Raw genomic sequence first — 16,538 nt, forward strand, 5'->3', positions numbered from 1 at the left:
GAGTCATAACGCGCATCTTCACTGTATTGTATTGATCGGGAAGGTGGCGCCTGAGGCCGGTCTGGCTCGGTGATAGCCCTTTATTCTTCCCGTTGTCGCCGCCTCGAGGTGACGTTTTTCTCTGTTTGTCGGCGCCCCTCGAATCATTACGAGCGGTGGTATTGGGCTGTTTATTATTGGGAAGCCGTAATGATTGGCATAAAAAGCATTGCGAGCTACGTTCCTGTAGCCGGCGTGGACAATTACGCACAAGGTGCAAAATTCGAAAAGGATGAAGAGTTCATCCTGGGCAAGATCGGTTCGGCCTTCCTGCCACGCAAAGGTGTCGACCAGGAAACTTCCGATCTGTGCGTTGAAGCGGCCAATGCGCTGTTTGCCAGCAACCCTGATCTGAAACGTGAATCCATCGATGCGTTGATCGTCGTCACCCAGAACGGTGACGAAGAAGGCCTGCCACACACGTCTGCCATTGTTCAGGACAAACTGGGCCTGCCGACTACCGTGGCGGCATTCGATATTTCCCTGGGCTGCTCCGGCTATGTCTATGGTATTTACGCGATCAAGGGCTTCATGGAAGCCGCCGGTCTGAAGAATGGTTTGTTGATTACAGCTGACCCGTACTCGAAGATTGTCGACCCGGAAGATCGCAACACCACCATGCTGTTCGGTGACGCGGCGACTGCTACCTGGATGGGTGAAAACCCGATCTGGGAACTGGGCAAGGCCAAGTTTGGTACTGATGGTTCCGGTGCACCGCACTTGAAGGTGACTGACGGGGTGTTCTTCATGAACGGTCGTCAGGTGTTCAACTTTGCCTTGCTCAAGGTTCCTGCGCATCTGCACGAGCTGCTGGGCGAGTCAGGACTGAAATCCGATGACATCGATGCCTTCTGCATTCACCAGGGCAGCGCGGCGATTGTCGATGCGGTAGCACGACGCTTCGAAGGCGAGCCGGAGAAGTTCATCAAGGACATGGTCGAGACCGGCAACACCGTATCGTCGAGCATTCCGTTACTGCTGGAAAAACACGCCCTCGACTCCAGCTGGAAACGCGTAGCGCTGAGCGGTTTCGGTGTGGGGTTATCCTGGGGTTCGGCAATTATTTATCGTCCTTGAGTGAAAGTTTTTTCATAAAAAGGCCGATACAAAAAAAGCGTTCAAGGGTTAACCTTGAGCGCTTTTTTGCTTGGACGGAACGCGAGGCTGCATGAGCGAATGGTTTGAAGGCAATGCTCAGGTGATACAGCGGCGCTGGCCGGCGCTGTATGCGCGATTGTTGATGCAAGACGGTGCGGTCCAGGTCGAGCTGCTGAAAGGTCGAGACTCGACCCTGAGTGTGGACGGCATTCAGCTCACCAGCCGCCATGATCGTCTTCGCGAAGCCCATGTCCAGGCGGCCAGCCTGCCGCTCGACAAGCCACAGCTGCACGTCTATGGCACAGGCCTTGGGGATCTGCCTCGTGTGTTGCTGGAGCGCCCCGGGCTTGGGAAACTTTATGTACACATCCTCAATGGCGCGCTGTTCAAGCTGGTGCTGCAACTGCTTGATCATCGGGATTGGCTTGAATCTGCGCGTGTGGAGCTGCTGTTTGCCGGTGATCTCCCAGATATTTACACGCCCTTTTTTGCGTTGCCGGCCGAACTGCTGCTGGCGGATGACTTCAATGCAAAAATTCGTGATCGGCTGGTCAGCGAAGTGAATTTGAGCTTCAACAACCGCGAGTTCGATCCGCAGTCATCGGTCATTCAGCAACGCTTGAAGGATTGCCTGGAGGTGTTGCTCGCCGACGACGATGTGTCGCAATTGTTTGGCACCTGTGCAGATCGGGAAATCTATGTGATCGGCACCGGGCCGACTCTCGAAGGGCATTTCCAGCGGTTGGCAGCGATACGCGGGCAGGCCGAGCGGCCCCTGTTCATTTGCGTCGACACGGCGTATCGACCCTTGCGCGAGAACGGGATCAAACCGGATCTGGTGGTGAGTATCGACCAGCGCATCAGTGTTCTGCATTTACCCTCCGAAGAATCCGACGACATCCCGCTGGTGTACATGCCCCTGAGCGATCCGCAGGTGTTGAGGGCCTGGCGGGGCAAGCGATATGGCAGTTACTCCGCCAGCCCGATTTACGCGCAATTGCGCCAGCAGCACCCGAGGGCTCAATTACACGTGGGAGGCAGCGTGATCCACCCGGCGGTGGACTTGGCGGTGAAAATGGGTGCCGTGCGCATCACGTTGTTCGGCGCTGACTTTGCCTTTCCGATGAACAAGACCCATACCGGCTGGAACGACGGCGACCTTGGGCCAGCGGTCAGCCAGGCTCGGTACTGGGTATTGGATGGGTGGGGTGAGCGAGTCAGGACACAGCTGAATTTCCGCAGCTACCTGTGCGTACTTGAACGTTATATCGCCAGGCACCCGCAAGTGAGTTTCTTCAACAGCAGTCGCGCGGGGGCAATGATTGCCGGGACACAGTTCAACACGGAGTTCGTGCAATGAACGCCAGGTTGAAATGCATCAATGGATGCCGTCAGTGCGGCGGATTGTTCAGATTGGGGCGTGATGTCGAGGCTGCATTGATCATGGTCGATGTGTTCGATGAGGCGCAGGCGTTGGTGTTGTCTGCATCTCAGGATGTTCAACAGGCGTGGACATGCGTGTTGACCAAGATGCTGGCCTGTCAAGAGCGCCAGGATTGGTTGGGGCTTGCCGACTTCCTGGAGTACGAGTTGGTAGAGTTGCTGGAAAGTGTTCCAGCCTGAGGTTGGCCGGCCGCACTGGCGCGCGGGTTTGCGCCGAAGGTGGTTTTATGGCGTCATTTTTTTTGCGGTTGAGGGGCGCTAAGCCCTTGTTTTCTCGGAGGTGGCAGGGTGATGGCAATTTTTTTTAAAAAAGCCCTCAAGCAACCTGCCAACCCGACGATAACTATTACGAAGGTTCTCTAGGCCATACCCGGCGGTTGCCAGGGCCGGAAGCCGCAGTACCCAACCAACGAGGAATTCGTCATGGCTTTAACTGTAAACACCAACACCACGTCGTTGAACGTTCAGAAAAACCTGAACCGTGCTACCGACGCTCTGTCGACTTCGATGGCTCGCCTGTCTTCCGGCCTGAAAATTAACAGCGCTAAAGACGACGCCGCTGGCCTGCAGATCGCAACTCGCATGACTTCGCAGATCCGTGGTGGTACTCAGGCTATCCAGAACGCCAACGACGGTATCTCCGTTGCCCAGACCGCTGAAGGCGCTCTGCAAGCATCGACCGACATTCTGCAGCGTATGCGTGAACTGGCTGTTAAAGCACGTAACGGCACCAACGGTACTGCTGACCAGACCGCTACCAACTCCGAATTCGGCCAGATGTCTGACGAATTGACCCGTATCGCTGCCTCCACCAACCTGAACGGCAAAAACCTGCTGGATGGTTCGGCTGGTACCGTGCAACTGCAAGTCGGTGCCAACGTTGGCTCGGCCAACCGCATCGACCTGGTGCTGAGCTCCAAGTTCGACGCTGTCAGCCTATCGGTAGCTAGCGGTGGTGCTGGTGCTGTTGTTCTGACTGGTGCTACCTCCGCCACTCTGTCGGCGAACATCGACAACGCGATCTCCGCGATTGACAACGCTCTGGCATCGATCAACGCCACCCGCGCAAACCTGGGTGCTTCGCAAAACCGTCTGACCAGCACCATCGCCAACCTGCAGAACATCGTGGAAAACACCACTGCAGCACAAGGTCGTGTACAAGACACCGACTTCGCCGCAGAAACCGCGAACCTGACCAAGCAGCAAACCCTGCAACAGGCTTCTACCTCTGTTCTGGCTCAAGCCAACCAACTGCCTTCCGCTGTACTGAAACTGCTTCAGTAATTTCGGAATGAGTTCAGGCGGGGGAGTGTGCTGGTCACGCTCTCTCGCTTTTTACGTTTAAGAGGTGATGGGCATGGACATGAGCGTAAAGCTTAACGTGTCTTATCCGGCTCCCCAGCAAGCGAGTACCGTTTCGGAAAAAGCACCAGAAAAGCCTCAAGCCGACAGTGTTACTCCTGTGGCATATAAAAACGAGGATTCGGATGGCGCCAACCTGAAGCATGCGGTGCAGCAGATCGAGAAGTTTGTACAGTCGATCAAGCGCAATCTGGAGTTCTCGATAGACGAACAATCCGGAAAGGTCATCGTTAAGGTGATTGCAAGCGAGACGGGCGAAGTCGTGCGACAGATCCCTTCTGCAGAGGCCCTCAAGCTGGCAGAGAGCCTGAATAATGCGAGTCACGTATTGTTCGACGCCAAAGTCTGATTTCCGATAGATGGCATGAATAATGTCTGTACGTTCTTTTGAGCGCTGGTAAAGGTCAAAAGACTGGCAGCAACCTGGAGGGAGACACAACATGGCAAGTCCAATTTTACCGGGTACGGGCTTAGGCTCTGGCCTGCAGATCGGTGAGATCGTTACTGCGCTGGTTAACGCCGACAAGTCGGCCAAGCAGACGCAGATCACTAACCTAACCAAAACCAACACGCTGAAGATTTCCGGTGTCGGTTCGTTGAAAAGTGCACTGACGGCCTTCCAGACGGCGCTGACCAACCTTGGCAGCAAGACCAATACTGCATTCGCGGGTTTTACGGCAACGTCCGGTACTCCATCGATCCTGGGTGCGACTTCCGATAACACCGCAGTTGCCGGTACCTACAGCGTTGTTGTGAATAACCTGGCCACCAGTTCGAAAGTAGCCAGTGCTTCTTTTGCCGGCGGTGCAACCAGTGCCATTCCGAGTGGTACTCTGAAAATCAGTCAGAATGGCACTGATTACAATGTCACGATTCCAGCCAGTGCGACCTTGCAGAGCACTCGCGATGCCATCAACACGGCGCAGGCGAGCAATGGTATTTCTGCGAACATCGTGACCGACAGCAACGGTGCGTCGCGTCTGGTGATCAGCTCTACCAAGACCGGTTCGGGTTCCGACCTTAAGGTCAGCGGTATTGCGGGGCTTGTAATCGATGGTACACAACCGATGGGCACCAATCCCCCGGCCTCCAGTTCAGGGGCTGTCAATGGGGTTGCCACGGATGCAAGCCTGACGATCGATGGTCTTGCGGTGACCAGCAAGAGCAATACGGTTACCGGTGCAGTGAGTGGTTTGACTTTGAACCTGGCGTCCGTGAGCCCAGGTACTCCGCCGGCTGCTGCCACCGTTACCGTTGCGACCAATACCACCGGTTTGCAGACCTCGATTCAGTCGTTCGTTGATTCCTACAACACACTGATGAAAACCATCAATACCCTGTCCAAGGCAACACAGGACGCCGATGGCAAGCTGACGGTTTCGGCAGCGTTTACCGGCGACTCCATGCCGCGTTCGCTGATTTCCGATATCCGCAGCGTACTGACTGCACCTGGGGCGGGGGGGCCACTGGCCGTGCTGTCGCAGCTGGGTGTAATGACAGACCGCAACACCGGCAACCTCGCGTTCGACACTACCGCATTCGGCAAGACGATGGCCACCAATGGCATGAGCGGCCAGGTACAGCAGTTTTTCAATGGTACCGACGCTACCAACGGCCTGCTGGCGCGCATGGGCAAGGCTATTACGCCTTATGTGCAGACGGGTGGTTTGCTCGATCAGCGCAATACCGGCCTGCAGACCTTGAGCAAGAACCTTTCGGATCAACAGGCGGCACTGGACTTGCGTGTCACCAACCTGACGGCCACATTGACCGCCAAATACAACGCCATGGACTTGCTGGTCGGGCAAATGAAGGCCACGGGGAATAGCATCACCTCGTTCTTCAACACCTTGAACGCCCAGAAATCCAACAGCTAGCCATGAGTGACGACAAAAACCCGGCTACGCATTTCGGCGTGCGCCGGGTTTTTGTCTTTTGATCTAAAGTTTTCTGGCCCGCAGACGATACACTGGTCATACGAGTCATTGTGGAAATGAGGTAGAACATGAATCCAATGTTAGCCCTTCGGCAATATCAGAAAGTGGGTGCGCACGCCCAGGCATCCGAAGCGAGTCCGCATCGTTTGGTGCAAATGTTGATGGAAGGTGGTCTGGACCGTATCGCCCAGGCCAAAGGCGCCATCGAGCGCAAGGATATTCCCGGCAAGTGTGTGTCGATCAGCAAGGCCATAGGCATCATCGGTGGTTTGCGTGAAGGCCTGGATCTTGAGAACTGCGCCGATACCGTGGGCGAGCTCGACAGTCTTTATATCTACATGATGAAGCGCCTGGCCGAGGCGAACATCAGTAGTGATTCGAAGATTCTCGAGGAGGTCGCCGGCTTGCTTCGCACGGTGAAAGAAGGCTGGGACGGTATCGCTGCGCCGGGTCCGCAGTTTTAAGGAGATCACCATGAGTCTTGTTTTGCAGCGAATCGAAGAAACCCGTGAAGGCCTGGTCGGTGCCCTGGCCGAACGAAACTGGGAAGCCATTGGTGAATTGGACCTGGCTTGCCGTTCCTGCATGGAAGACGTCTTGAGTGAAACTTCGGTGGACGAGGCCGCGTTGCGCGACAACCTTGAGGAGTTGCTGGGGGTCTATAAGCAGCTTTTAGAGGCGGCGACGGGGGAGAGGCAGGCAATAGTCGATGAGATGTCGCAGATCCATCAAGCACAGAACGCAGCAAAGGTTTACCATCTGTTTGGTTAATTAATCCTCAGTTAATACAGACCGGGTGCGCCATAAATTTGACTGTGCACGGTTTTTTGACTTAACTAGTGGCTGGTTGCAGATTTCAGGCGTCTACAGGCATAACGTGTCTGCAAGCGTCTAGCTTGCCCCCTCATTTCGGGCATTGAGTTGACTAGGGAAGTTGCTATTGCATGTGGCGTGAAACCAAAATTCTGCTGATTGATGACGATAGCGTCCGCCGCCGCGATTTGGCGGTGATTCTAAATTTTCTTGGCGAAGAAAATTTACCCTGCGGTAGCCATGACTGGCAGCAGGCTGTCGGCTCTTTGTCATCAAGTCGTGAAGTGATCTGTGTCCTCATCGGGACGGTCAATGCTCCTGGCGCACTTCCGGGCTTGTTAAAGACACTCTCTACCTGGGATGAGTTCCTTCCGGTTTTGTTAATGGGCGATAATTCTTCCGTTGACTTGCCAGAAGACCAGCGTCGTCGAGTGCTTTCGACCCTCGAGATGCCACCCAGCTACAGCAAGCTGCTCGATTCGCTGCACCGTGCCCAGGTCTATCGCGAGATGTATGACCAGGCTCGCGAGCGCGGTCGTCACCGTGAACCCAATCTTTTCCGCAGTCTTGTCGGCACCAGTCGGGCGATTCAACACGTCCGTCAGATGATGCAGCAAGTCGCCGACACCGACGCCAGCGTGCTGATTCTCGGCGAGTCCGGCACCGGCAAGGAAGTGGTTGCGCGTAACCTGCACTATCACTCCAAGCGTCGTGATGCGCCGTTCGTGCCGGTCAACTGCGGGGCGATCCCTGCCGAGTTGCTGGAAAGCGAACTGTTCGGTCACGAGAAGGGTGCCTTCACCGGGGCAATCACCAGCCGCGCCGGGCGTTTTGAACTCGCCAACGGCGGCACGCTGTTCCTCGATGAAATCGGCGACATGCCGCTGCCAATGCAGGTCAAGTTGCTGCGCGTGTTGCAGGAGCGCACCTTCGAGCGCGTGGGCAGCAACAAGACCCAGAGCGTCGATGTGCGCATCATCGCGGCGACCCACAAGAATCTCGAAAGCATGATCGAGATCGGCACTTTCCGCGAAGACTTGTACTACCGCCTGAACGTGTTCCCGATCGAGATGGCGCCGCTGCGCGAGCGCGTCGAAGACATTCCGTTGCTGATGAACGAATTGATCTCGCGCATGGAGCACGAGAAGCGCGGCTCGATCCGTTTCAACTCCGCAGCGATCATGTCGCTGTGTCGTCACGGCTGGCCGGGCAACGTTCGCGAGCTGGCGAACCTGGTGGAGCGCATGGCGATCATGCACCCGTACGGGGTGATTGGGGTCGTCGAGCTGCCGAAGAAATTCCGCTATGTCGATGACGAAGACGAGCAGTTGGTCGACAGCCTGCGTAGCGATCTGGAAGAGCGCGTGGCAATCAATGGCCATACGCCGGACTTCACCGCCAACGCCATGCTGCCGCCGGAAGGCCTGGACCTGAAAGACTACCTCGGTGGTCTGGAGCAAGGGCTGATCCAGCAGGCGCTGGATGATGCCAACGGCATTGTGGCGCGCGCCGCCGAGCGCCTGCGGATTCGCCGCACCACGCTGGTGGAGAAGATGCGCAAGTACGGCATGAGTCGTCGCGACGGTGATGAACAGGCGGATGATTGACGCCTGTTTTTCAAGTCCTTCATTTATAGGCGGTTTTTTTTAGGCACGGGTATTGCTACATCCCTCGCAACGTTCCGTTTAACTGACGGTCAGCCACGCGAGAGAGCACGATGCCCCACGCCGCCCAGATGTCTCCTGTCCCTGACGCTTCGGGGCACCCGTCGTCCGTAGAGCAGGCAAGCCGGCTTGGCCTCGAGCAGGCGTTCGCGCTGTTCAATCAGATGTCGAGCCAGTTGACCGACTCCTACAGCATGCTCGAAGCGCGGGTCACCGAACTCAAGGGTGAGCTGGCGGTGGTCAGCGCTCAGCGCATGCAGGAACTGGCGGAAAAAGAACGCCTGGCCAATCGCCTGCAAAACCTCCTCGATCTGTTGCCGGGTGGCGTCATTGTCATTGATGCCCTGGGCATCGTGCGCGAAGCCAACCCCGCTGCCTGCGAGCTGCTCGGTCTGCCTCTCGAAGGCGAGCTGTGGCGCCATGTCATTGCCCGTTGCTTTGCGCCGCGTGAAGACGATGGTCATGAAATCTCTCTCAAGGACGGTCGGCGCCTGTCGATCGCCACTCGCTCGCTGGATGCCGAACCTGGCCAGTTGGTATTGCTCAACGACCTGACCGAAACCCGACACCTGCAAGATCAACTGGCCCGCCACGAACGCCTGTCGTCACTCGGTCGCATGGTTGCGTCGCTGGCTCATCAAATCCGCACGCCTTTGTCCGCTGCATTACTCTACGCCAGTCATCTGGCCGAGCAAGAATTGCCGGTCGCCACGCAGCAGCGTTTCGCCGGCCGCCTGAAAGAGCGTCTGCACGAGCTGGAGCATCAAGTGCGTGACATGCTGGTGTTCGCGCGTGGCGAGCTGCCGTTGACCGATCGCGTCACGCCAAAGATGCTCATGCAGTCCTTGCAATCGGCCGCATTGACCCACGTACAGGACCTGCCGATTCGCTGGCAGTGCGACAGCCACGCGGGGGAGTTGCTGTGCAATCGCGACACCTTGGTCGGCGCGATCCTGAACCTGATCGAGAACGCCATCCAGGCGAGCGCCGGTGACGTCCGTTTGAAAGTGCATCTCTACAGTCGTGACAACACCCTGCGGGTTTCGGTCAGCGACAGCGGAAGCGGTATCGATGCGAAAGTGCTGGCGCGTCTCGGCGAGCCGTTCTTTACCACCAAAACCACTGGAACAGGCCTCGGTCTGACCGTGGTCAAGGCCGTTGCGCGTGCTCATCAGGGAGAATTGCAGCTGCGCTCGCGGCTGGGGCGCGGCACTTGCGCGCAGGTGATTCTGCCGCTTTTTTCTGATGAGAAGCGTAGCGCTCAGAGAGCGGAGTGAAGGGCATGGCAATCAAGGTTTTACTGGTCGAGGATGACCGCGCGTTGCGCGAGGCACTGGCGGATACGCTGATGCTCGCGGGACACGACTACAAGGCTGTCGGTTCGGCGGAAGAGGCGCTCGAGGCTGTCGGTGCCGAGACCTTCAATCTGGTGCTCAGCGACGTCAATATGCCGGGCATGGACGGCCATCAACTGCTCGGCTTGTTGCGGGCTCGTCAGCCACAATTGCCCGTCTTGCTGATGACGGCTCACGGTGCTGTGGAGCGTGCGGTCGATGCGATGCGTCAGGGCGCGGTGGATTATCTGGTCAAGCCGTTCGAGCCCAAGGCGTTGCTGGATCTGGTGGCGCGTCATGCGCTGGGCAGTCTGGGCGCTCCCGACAGCGAAGGGCCTGTTGCGTATGAGCCGGCCAGTGCGCAATTGCTCGAATTGGCTGCGCGGGTAGCGCGCAGCGATTCCACCGTATTGATCTCCGGCGAGTCCGGGACCGGTAAAGAGGTGCTGGCGCGCTACATCCATCAGCACTCGCATCGCGCCAGTCAGCCGTTCATTGCGATCAACTGCGCGGCGATTCCCGACAACATGCTCGAGGCGACGCTGTTCGGTCACGAGAAGGGCTCGTTCACCGGCGCCATCGCGGCGCAGGCCGGCAAGTTCGAGCAGGCCGACGGCGGCACCATCCTGCTGGACGAGATTTCCGAAATGCCTCTGGGTCTTCAGGCCAAGTTGCTGCGGGTGTTGCAGGAGCGTGAGGTCGAGCGGGTGGGGGCACGCAAGCCCATTACGCTGGACATTCGTGTTGTCGCGACCACCAACCGTGACCTGGCGGGTGAAGTGGCGGCGGGCCGTTTTCGTGAAGACCTCTACTATCGCCTGTCGGTATTTCCACTGGCCTGGCGTCCATTGCGCGAGCGTACCGCCGATATCCTGCCGCTGGCCGAACGCCTGTTGGCCAAACACGTCAATAAAATGAAGCATGCCGCGGCGAGACTGTCGCCCGAGGCTCAGGCGTGCCTGATCGGCTATCCATGGCCGGGCAACGTACGAGAGCTGGACAATGCGATTCAGCGTGCCTTGATTCTGCAGCAGGGCGGTTTGATCCAGCCTCAGGATTTCTGTCTCGCTGGGCCGGTTGCCTGTGCGCCGTTGCCGACATTGGCGTCGGTGCCGGTGCGGTCGATGGAGGTCGAGGCCGAATCGGCTGGGGCGCTGGGGGACGATCTGCGTCGTCGCGAATTCCAGATGATTATCGACACCCTGCGCTCTGAGCGTGGGCGCCGCAAAGAAGCGGCCGAGCGTTTGGGTATCAGTCCGCGGACGCTGCGCTACAAGCTGGCGCAAATGCGTGATGCCGGAATGGATGTGGAAGCTTATTTGTTCGCCACCTGATCTTGTTTTGTAACGATGGTCGTGAACGATGTCGCGGGGCGGCAGGATAAGCGCGGCGGTCTTGAGTCCATCGCGAGCAGGCTCGCTCCTGCAGTTTGTGAAAGCAGAGGATTTGCTTTTGTTCAGAGCTGCCACGGAGCTGGCACCCTTGTTGCTACACCTCACTACCCGCCGAGTGAGTGTCAAAAAATTGCGGGTCGTCAATGAGAGTAGACCATGAGCCAAGGTATTGAATTTAATCGATTGATGCTGGATATGCGTTCCATGCAAATGGATGCCATGTCTGCGCCTAAATCGACTGCCGCCGTCCCAGAACTGAATGGCAGCAGCTTTTCCGACATGCTCGGTCAGGCCGTCAATAAAGTGAACGACACACAGCAGGCGTCCAGCCAGTTGGCCAATGCCTTCGAGATCGGCAAAAGCGGCGTGGACCTGACCGATGTGATGATTTCCTCGCAGAAGGCGAGCGTGTCTTTCCAGGCGTTGACCCAAGTGCGTAACAAGCTGGTTCAGGCTTACCAAGACATCATGCAGATGCCGGTTTAAGGACGAGATTGAGTCATGGCAGAAGCAGTCGCCGATAATGTTCCGGCCAAGGCCACACCGATAGACGGCAAACCGCCGCTGTTCGGCTTGTCCTTCCTGGAAAACCTCTCCGAGATGACCATGTTGCGTCAGGTGGGCCTGTTGGTCGGCCTGGCAGCGAGCGTGGCCATTGGCTTCGCCGTGGTGTTGTGGTCCCAGCAGCCGGACTACCGGCCTCTGTACGGCAGCCTTGCCGGTATGGACGCCAAGCAAGTCATGGATACCCTGGCTGCCGCTGACATTCCCTACACCGTTGAACCGAATTCCGGTGCCTTGCTGGTCAAGGCCGATGACCTGTCCCGTGCGCGACTCAAGCTCGCGGGCGCTGGTGTCACTCCCAGCGATGGCAACATCGGTTTCGAGATCCTCGACAAGGACCAGGGCCTCGGCACCAGCCAGTTCATGGAAGCGACCCGTTATCGTCGCGGCCTCGAAGGCGAACTGGCCCGGACCATTTCCAGCCTGAACAACGTCAAGGGTGCCCGCGTGCACCTGGCGATTCCGAAGAGTTCGGTATTCGTGCGCGACGAGCGCAAGCCAAGCGCTTCGGTGCTGATCGAGCTGTATTCCGGCCGCTCGCTGGAGCCGGGTCAGGTGCTGGCGATCATCAACCTGGTCGCGACCAGCGTTCCTGAACTCAGCAAGTCGCAGATCACCGTCGTCGACCAGAAGGGCAATCTGCTTTCGGATCAGGCGGAAAATTCCGAACTGACCATGGCCGGTAAGCAATTCGATTACAGCCGTCGCATGGAAAGCATGCTCACCCAGCGTGTGCACAACATTCTGCAACCGGTGTTGGGCAACGACCGCTACAAAGCCGAAGTCTCCGCCGACGTGGACTTCAGTGCCGTCGAGTCGACCTCCGAACAGTTCAATCCGGACCAGCCGGCGCTGCGTAGCGAGCAGTCGGTCAACGAACAACGTACCGCCAGCAACGGCCCGCAAGGTGTTCCGGGTGCGCTGAGCAACCAGCCGCCGTCGCCTGCTTCGGCGCCGCAAACCACCGGTGGCGCCACCGCACAGGCCGGGATGGTACAGCCAGGCCAGCCGCTGCTGGACGCCAATGGCCAGCAAATCATGGACCCGGCCACCGGCCAGCCGATGCTGGCGCCGTACCCGGCGGACAAGCGTCAACAATCCACCAAGAACTTCGAACTCGACCGTTCCATCAGTCACACCAAGCAACAGCAGGGCCGGCTGAATCGCCTGTCGGTGTCGGTGGTGGTGGACGATCAGGTCAAGATCAACGCAGCCAACGGTGAAACCACCCGTGCACCGTGGAGCGCCGATGAACTCGCGCGCTTCACCCGTCTGGTACAGGACGCCGTCGGTTTCGACGCCAGCCGTGGCGACAGTGTCAGCGTGATCAATATGCCGTTCTCCGCCGAGCGCGGTGAAGTGATTGCCGATATTCCGTTCTACTCCCAGCCATGGTTCTGGGACATCGTCAAACAAGTGCTGGGTGTCTTGTTCATCCTGATACTGGTGTTCGGTGTTCTGCGTCCGGTGCTCAACAACATCACCAATGGCGGCAAAGGCAAGCAGCTGGGCCTGGGCAGCGACGTGGAGCTCGGCGGCATGGGTGGCCTGGACGGCGAACTGGCCAACGACCGCGTCAGCCTCGGCGGCCCGACCAGCATCCTGCTGCCGAGCCCGAGCGAAGGCTATGACGCTCAGTTGAATGCAATCAAGAGTCTGGTGGCAGAAGACCCGGGTCGTGTGGCCCAGGTCGTGAAAGAGTGGATTAACGCAGATGAGTGATAACCGAGCCGTTGCCGCCAAACTGTCCCGGGTCGACAAAGCCGCGATTCTGCTGCTGTCCCTGGGTTCTACCGATGCCGCGCAAGTGCTGCGCCACATGGGGCCCAAAGAGGTCCAGCGTGTGGGTGTGGCCATGGCGCAGATGGGTAATGTGCACCGCGAGCAGGTCGAACAGGTGATGAGCGAGTTCGTCGACATCGTCGGTGACCAGACCAGCCTGGGTGTCGGCTCCGACGACTACGTGCGCAAAATGCTCACGCAGGCCCTGGGCGAAGACAAGGCCAACGGCCTGATCGACCGGATCCTGCTGGGCGGCAACACCAGTGGCCTCGACAGCCTGAAGTGGATGGAGCCGCGTGCCGTCGCCGACGTGATCCGTTACGAACACCCGCAGATCCAGGCGATCGTCGTGGCGTATCTCGATCCTGATCAGGCCGGCGAAGTGCTGGGCAACTTCGACCACAAGGTGCGTCTGGACATCATTCTGCGGGTCTCCTCGCTGAACACCGTGCAGCCAGCGGCCCTGAAAGAGCTCAACCAGATTCTCGAGAAGCAGTTCTCCGGCAACTCGAATGCCTCGCGCACCACCCTGGGTGGCATCAAGCGTGCGGCCGACATCATGAACTTCCTCGACAGCTCGATCGAAGGCCAGTTGATGGACTCGATCCGCGAAGTCGACGAAGACCTGTCCGGTCAGATCGAAGACCTCATGTTCGTGTTCAACAACCTGTCCGATGTCGACGACCGCGGCATTCAGGCGTTGCTGCGCGAAGTGTCCTCCGATGTGCTGGTGCTGGCGCTCAAGGGCTCGGACGAAGGCGTCAAGGAAAAGATCTTCAAGAACATGTCCAAGCGGGCGGCCGAACTGTTGCGCGACGACCTCGAGGCCAAAGGCCCGGTGCGTGTCAGCGACGTGGAAACTGCGCAGAAAGAAATCCTCACCATTGCTCGCCGTATGGCCGAAGCCGGAGAAATCGTTCTCGGCGGGAAGGGCGGCGAAGAGATGATCTAAGGTCACTATGTCGTCCAAACATGATGAGTCCCAGACCGACCTGATCCGTGCCAAGGACGTCGGTGGTTTCGATGTCTGGTCGCTGCCCAGTTTCGACCCGCACGTACCGGAGCCCGAGCCAGAACCTGAGCCCGAGCCGCCGGAAATGGAAGAAGTGCCGCTGGAAGAAGTCCAGCCACTGACCCTCGAAGAACTCGAAAGCATTCGCCAGGAGGCCTACAACGAAGGCTTCGCGACGGGTGAGAAAGAAGGGTTTCACAGCACCACGCTCAAGGTTCGCCAGGAAGCCGAGGCAGTCCTTGCGCCGAAAGTCGCGGCACTTGAGCAATTGATGGCCAACCTGTTCGAGCCTATCGCCGAGCAGGACACGCAAATCGAGAAGTCCTTGGTCGACCTCGTGCAGCACATCACCAGGCAGGTGATTCAGCGCGAACTGGCCATCGACTCGACACAGATCGAACACGTCATGCGCGACGCCCTCAAGCTGTTGCCGTTGGGCGTGGGCAATGTGCGGCTGTACGTCAACCCGCAGGATTTCGAACAGGTCAAAGCCCTGCGCGAGCGCCATGAAGAAACCTGGCGCATCGTCGAGGACGAAGCATTGTTGCCTGGCGGTTGCCGGGTCGAGACTGAGCACAGTCGCATCGATGCCACTGTCGAAACCCGTATTGCCAGGGTCATGGACAAGCTGTTCGATCAGTTGCACGAACAGGCCTTGCACCCTGCCGCACCGGATCTGAGCCTGGACCTGCCGATCGACGACAAGCCTGCGGTCGCAGCCGAACCGGAAGAACCCGATGCGCCTTGATCGCACCAGCTTCGCCAAGCGCCTGGGCAGTTATGCCGAGGCCACGGAGCTTGCCGGCGCACCGATCCTTGAAGGTCGCTTGCTGCGCATGGTCGGCCTGACCCTCGAGGCTGAAGGTTTGCGCGCCGCCATGGGCAGTCGCTGCATGGTGATCAACGACGACAGTTACCACCCGGTGCAGGTCGAAGCCGAAGTCATGGGGTTCTCCGGCAGCAAAGTCTTCCTGATGCCGGTCGGCAGCGTTGCCGGCATCGCGCCCGGTGCCCGTGTGGTGCCTTTGGCCGACACCGGTCGCTTGCCGATGGGCATGAGCATGCTCGGGCGGGTGCTGGATGGCGCCGGTCGTGCGCTGGACGGCAAGGGCGGGATGAAGGCGGAAGACTGGGTCCCGATGGACGGCCCGACGATCAACCCGCTCAAGCGTCACCCGATCAGCGAGCCGCTGGACGTGGGTATTCGCTCCATCAATGGTTTGCTGACGGTCGGTCGCGGGCAGCGGCTCGGGTTGTTCGCCGGTACCGGCGTCGGCAAGAGTGTGCTGCTGGGCATGATGACCCGCTTCACCGAGGCCGACATTATCGTCGTGGGGCTGATCGGTGAACGGGGTCGTGAAGTTAAAGAGTTCATCGAGCACATCCTCGGTGAAGAGGGCCTCAAGCGTTCAGTGGTCGTGGCGTCGCCCGCGGACGACGCGCCACTGATGCGCCTGCGCGCCGCGATGTATTGCACGCGGATTGCCGAGTATTTCCGCGACAAGGGCAAGAACGTCCTGTTGCTCATGGACTCGCTGACCCGTTTCGCCCAGGCTCAGCGGGAAATCGCCCTGGCCATCGGCGAACCGCCGGCGACCAAGGGTTATCCGCCATCGGTGTTCGCCAAGTTGCCGAAACTGGTAGAAAGGGCCGGTAACGCCGAAAAGGGCGGTGGTTCGATCACGGCGTTCTACACCGTGCTGTCCGAAGGTGATGACCAGCAGGATCCGATCGCCGATGCGGCCCGGGGCGTACTCGACGGGCACATCGTCCTGTCCCGGCGTCTGGCCGAAGAGGGGCACTACCCGGCCATCGATATCGAAGCCTCCATCAGCCGGGTCATGCCGTCGGTGGTGTCGCCGGAACACATGGCTCGCGCGCAGTATTTCAAGCAGCTGTGGTCGCGCTATCAGCAGAGTCGGGACTTGATCAGCGTGGGCGCCTACGTCGCCGGCGGTGACCGGGAAACCGACCTGGCGATTTCCCTGCAGCCGCAGTTGGTCAAATACCTGCGCCAAGGGCTTAACGACAAGATCAGCCTGGGCGAAAGCGAATCCTATCTCGGTTCGATCTTCGCGCCCGCGGCTGGCGGCTAA

Annotated in this window: 16 protein-coding genes; all 16 read left to right on the forward strand. The window is 58.7% G+C overall.

The window, feature by feature from the left end:
• Positions 1-189 precede the first annotated feature (189 nt).
• A complete protein-coding gene (locus tag PMI01S_RS13725; protein WP_084320551.1) occupies positions 190-1,116 on the forward strand; it encodes a ketoacyl-ACP synthase III in 927 nt (308 codons plus the stop codon).
• 91 nt (positions 1,117-1,207) lie between these two features.
• Positions 1,208-2,497, forward strand: coding sequence for a motility associated factor glycosyltransferase family protein (locus PMI01S_RS13730; protein ID WP_084320552.1), 1,290 nt, complete (start codon positions 1,208-1,210; stop codon positions 2,495-2,497).
• A complete protein-coding gene (locus tag PMI01S_RS13735; RefSeq protein WP_084320553.1) occupies positions 2,494-2,760 on the forward strand; it encodes a hypothetical protein in 267 nt (88 codons plus the stop codon). The genes PMI01S_RS13730 and PMI01S_RS13735 overlap by 4 nt, the downstream gene beginning before the upstream one ends.
• Positions 2,761-3,003: 243 nt before the next feature.
• On the forward strand, positions 3,004-3,864 hold the full coding sequence (locus PMI01S_RS13740; RefSeq protein ID WP_084320554.1) for a flagellin domain-containing protein: 861 nt from the start codon (positions 3,004-3,006) through the stop codon (positions 3,862-3,864).
• A 73-nt stretch (positions 3,865-3,937) separates the two neighbouring features.
• A complete protein-coding gene (locus PMI01S_RS13745) occupies positions 3,938-4,291 on the forward strand; it encodes a flagellar protein FlaG (RefSeq protein ID WP_034146267.1) in 354 nt (117 codons plus the stop codon).
• 91 nt (positions 4,292-4,382) lie between these two features.
• Positions 4,383-5,819 carry a flagellar filament capping protein FliD gene (fliD, locus tag PMI01S_RS13750; RefSeq protein ID WP_084320555.1) on the forward strand — a complete coding sequence of 479 codons (1,437 nt, stop codon included), beginning with the start codon at positions 4,383-4,385 and terminating at the stop codon, positions 5,817-5,819.
• A gap of 128 nt (positions 5,820-5,947) precedes the next feature.
• Positions 5,948-6,343 (forward strand): flagellar export chaperone FliS, encoded by a 396-nt coding sequence (gene fliS / locus PMI01S_RS13755; RefSeq protein WP_084320556.1) that lies wholly within the window; start codon positions 5,948-5,950, stop codon positions 6,341-6,343.
• 10 nt (positions 6,344-6,353) lie between these two features.
• Entirely contained in the window at positions 6,354-6,650 is a 297-nt protein-coding gene (gene fliT / locus PMI01S_RS13760) for a flagellar protein FliT (protein WP_084320557.1), read from the forward strand.
• A gap of 173 nt (positions 6,651-6,823) precedes the next feature.
• Positions 6,824-8,299, forward strand: a complete 1,476-nt coding sequence (locus PMI01S_RS13765; RefSeq protein ID WP_008044600.1) for a sigma-54 dependent transcriptional regulator — start codon at positions 6,824-6,826, stop codon at positions 8,297-8,299.
• Positions 8,300-8,427: 128 nt separating this feature from the next.
• The gene (locus PMI01S_RS13770) at positions 8,428-9,633 is read left to right on the forward strand and encodes a sensor histidine kinase (protein ID WP_167362948.1); all 1,206 of its coding nucleotides are present in this window, start codon (positions 8,428-8,430) and stop codon (positions 9,631-9,633) included.
• A gap of 5 nt (positions 9,634-9,638) precedes the next feature.
• A complete protein-coding gene (locus tag PMI01S_RS13775) occupies positions 9,639-11,024 on the forward strand; it encodes a sigma-54-dependent transcriptional regulator (protein ID WP_084320559.1) in 1,386 nt (461 codons plus the stop codon).
• Between the two features lie 216 nt (positions 11,025-11,240).
• The gene (gene fliE / locus PMI01S_RS13780; RefSeq protein ID WP_084320560.1) at positions 11,241-11,570 is read left to right on the forward strand and encodes a flagellar hook-basal body complex protein FliE; all 330 of its coding nucleotides are present in this window, start codon (positions 11,241-11,243) and stop codon (positions 11,568-11,570) included.
• A gap of 15 nt (positions 11,571-11,585) precedes the next feature.
• Positions 11,586-13,370 (forward strand): flagellar basal-body MS-ring/collar protein FliF, encoded by a 1,785-nt coding sequence (gene fliF / locus PMI01S_RS13785; protein ID WP_084320561.1) that lies wholly within the window; start codon positions 11,586-11,588, stop codon positions 13,368-13,370.
• Positions 13,363-14,382, forward strand: a complete 1,020-nt coding sequence (gene fliG / locus PMI01S_RS13790; protein WP_008006649.1) for a flagellar motor switch protein FliG — start codon at positions 13,363-13,365, stop codon at positions 14,380-14,382. The genes fliF and fliG overlap by 8 nt, the downstream gene beginning before the upstream one ends.
• A gap of 7 nt (positions 14,383-14,389) precedes the next feature.
• Positions 14,390-15,190 (forward strand): flagellar assembly protein FliH, encoded by an 801-nt coding sequence (gene fliH, locus PMI01S_RS13795; protein ID WP_084320562.1) that lies wholly within the window; start codon positions 14,390-14,392, stop codon positions 15,188-15,190.
• On the forward strand, positions 15,180-16,538 hold the full coding sequence (gene fliI / locus PMI01S_RS13800; RefSeq protein WP_084320563.1) for a flagellar protein export ATPase FliI: 1,359 nt from the start codon (positions 15,180-15,182) through the stop codon (positions 16,536-16,538). The genes fliH and fliI overlap by 11 nt, the downstream gene beginning before the upstream one ends.

Source organism: Pseudomonas migulae NBRC 103157, from assembly GCF_002091715.1.
GTDB lineage: Bacteria > Pseudomonadota > Gammaproteobacteria > Pseudomonadales > Pseudomonadaceae > Aquipseudomonas > Aquipseudomonas migulae_A.

Excerpts from the sequence above, each read along its gene's own strand:
- fliH (WP_084320562.1), top strand. The coding sequence starts at position 14,390 with ATGTCGTCCAAACATGATGAGTCCCAGACCGACCTGATCCGTGCCAAG.
- fliE (WP_084320560.1), top strand. The coding sequence starts at position 11,241 with ATGAGCCAAGGTATTGAATTTAATCGATTGATGCTGGATATGCGTTCC.
- fliD (WP_084320555.1), top strand. The coding sequence starts at position 4,383 with ATGGCAAGTCCAATTTTACCGGGTACGGGCTTAGGCTCTGGCCTGCAG.
- fliS (WP_084320556.1), top strand. The coding sequence starts at position 5,948 with ATGAATCCAATGTTAGCCCTTCGGCAATATCAGAAAGTGGGTGCGCAC.
- PMI01S_RS13765 (WP_008044600.1), top strand. The coding sequence starts at position 6,824 with ATGTGGCGTGAAACCAAAATTCTGCTGATTGATGACGATAGCGTCCGC.
- PMI01S_RS13770 (WP_167362948.1), top strand. The coding sequence starts at position 8,428 with ATGTCTCCTGTCCCTGACGCTTCGGGGCACCCGTCGTCCGTAGAGCAG.
- PMI01S_RS13740 (WP_084320554.1), top strand. The coding sequence starts at position 3,004 with ATGGCTTTAACTGTAAACACCAACACCACGTCGTTGAACGTTCAGAAA.
- PMI01S_RS13735 (WP_084320553.1), top strand. The coding sequence starts at position 2,494 with ATGAACGCCAGGTTGAAATGCATCAATGGATGCCGTCAGTGCGGCGGA.
- PMI01S_RS13775 (WP_084320559.1), top strand. The coding sequence starts at position 9,639 with ATGGCAATCAAGGTTTTACTGGTCGAGGATGACCGCGCGTTGCGCGAG.
- PMI01S_RS13725 (WP_084320551.1), top strand. The coding sequence starts at position 190 with ATGATTGGCATAAAAAGCATTGCGAGCTACGTTCCTGTAGCCGGCGTG.
- fliI (WP_084320563.1), top strand. The coding sequence starts at position 15,180 with ATGCGCCTTGATCGCACCAGCTTCGCCAAGCGCCTGGGCAGTTATGCC.
- PMI01S_RS13730 (WP_084320552.1), top strand. The coding sequence starts at position 1,208 with ATGAGCGAATGGTTTGAAGGCAATGCTCAGGTGATACAGCGGCGCTGG.
- PMI01S_RS13745 (WP_034146267.1), top strand. The coding sequence starts at position 3,938 with ATGGACATGAGCGTAAAGCTTAACGTGTCTTATCCGGCTCCCCAGCAA.
- fliF (WP_084320561.1), top strand. The coding sequence starts at position 11,586 with ATGGCAGAAGCAGTCGCCGATAATGTTCCGGCCAAGGCCACACCGATA.
- fliT (WP_084320557.1), top strand. The coding sequence starts at position 6,354 with ATGAGTCTTGTTTTGCAGCGAATCGAAGAAACCCGTGAAGGCCTGGTC.
- fliG (WP_008006649.1), top strand. The coding sequence starts at position 13,363 with ATGAGTGATAACCGAGCCGTTGCCGCCAAACTGTCCCGGGTCGACAAA.